This window comes from Oleiphilus sp. HI0132 (assembly GCF_001635845.1).
Genome location: NZ_LWGJ01001775.1, coordinates 1 through 1190, shown reverse-complemented (window position 1 = coordinate 1190; position 1190 = coordinate 1). Strand labels below are relative to the sequence as shown.

The 1190-nt window shown below is 45.5% G+C and carries 1 protein-coding gene; it reads left to right on the top strand.

The genetic code is table 11. The features are described from left to right. Positions 1–86: 86 nt before the first annotated feature. On the top strand, positions 87–1190 hold a 1104-nt coding region (gene ccoG / locus A3766_RS26985; protein ID WP_068643340.1), incomplete at its 3' end, for a cytochrome c oxidase accessory protein CcoG.

The following is a 1190-nucleotide window of genomic DNA, read 5'->3' as shown; positions in this document are numbered from 1 at the left end:
ACTAGTCGGCTCAAGACAAAAACAACTTGCAGCTGCTCCTAGGCCTGCAGGCATCTAGTTCTATCTGTTTACATTGGTGTTAATTAATGGATATTGAAAACAAAATTGCACATCGCTTCAAGTCTTCCGACAGCAACTTGTATGCAAGTCATGAAAAGGTACACACCCGTGAAGTAAAAGGTGTTTTCCAATCGCTTCGCAAAGCAATGATGTTTACACTGCTCGGGCTTTACTATTTTGCAGCCTGGTTTACATGGGATGGACATCAAGCAATTTTGTTCGATTTACCGGAGCGCCAGTTTCATATTTTTTGGCTAACGTTTTGGCCTCAAGACTTTTTCTTTCTAGCTTGGCTATTAATCATGGCTGCGCTCAGCCTATTCTTTTTTACAGCCTTGGCTGGCCGCTTATGGTGCGGTTATGCCTGCCCCCAGACCGTCTGGACTGAAGCCTTCGTTTGGATGGAACGCATTATTGAGGGTGACCGAGGCGCACAGCTTAAGCTGGAAAAGATGCCCTGGAATGCTGAAAAAATTCGCAAACGAGGGACCAAGCAGCTTGTATGGCTCCTGTTCTCATTATGGACCGGTTTTACCTTGGTCGGATATTTTACACCTATACGCGAGTTATCAGCGTCTTTGTGGACAACGCTGTCTGGCACCTACACTCTTGGGCCCTGGGAAACTTTCTGGATCCTATTTTATGGTTTTGCGACTTATGGAAACTCTGGCTACCTCAGAGAACAGGTATGCTTATATATGTGCCCTTATGCACGCTTCCAAAGCGCCATGTTCGATAAGGACACTCTGATTGTCTCCTACGACGATGACCGTGGCGAGCCAAGAGTTAAGGGTAAAAAAAGAAAGGAAATGGCCGACCAGGCAGGTGACTGTGTTGACTGCTCTTTATGTGTGCAGGTCTGCCCTACTGGCATCGATATTCGCGAAGGCTTACAGTATGAGTGCATTGGCTGCGCAGCTTGTGTGGATGTATGTGACCAGGTAATGGAAAAAGTCTCGAAACCTCAAGGTTTGATTCGCTACACCACTGAACATTCCTTACATCACGAAAAAACTAAGATTCTTAGGCCGCGAATTGTCGCTTATGCTATTTTGTTAGTTGCTTTATTTGTTGCCTTTGTTATTGCCATTGCAATGCGTTCACCGCTAGCAGTTGATGTACTCAGAGAT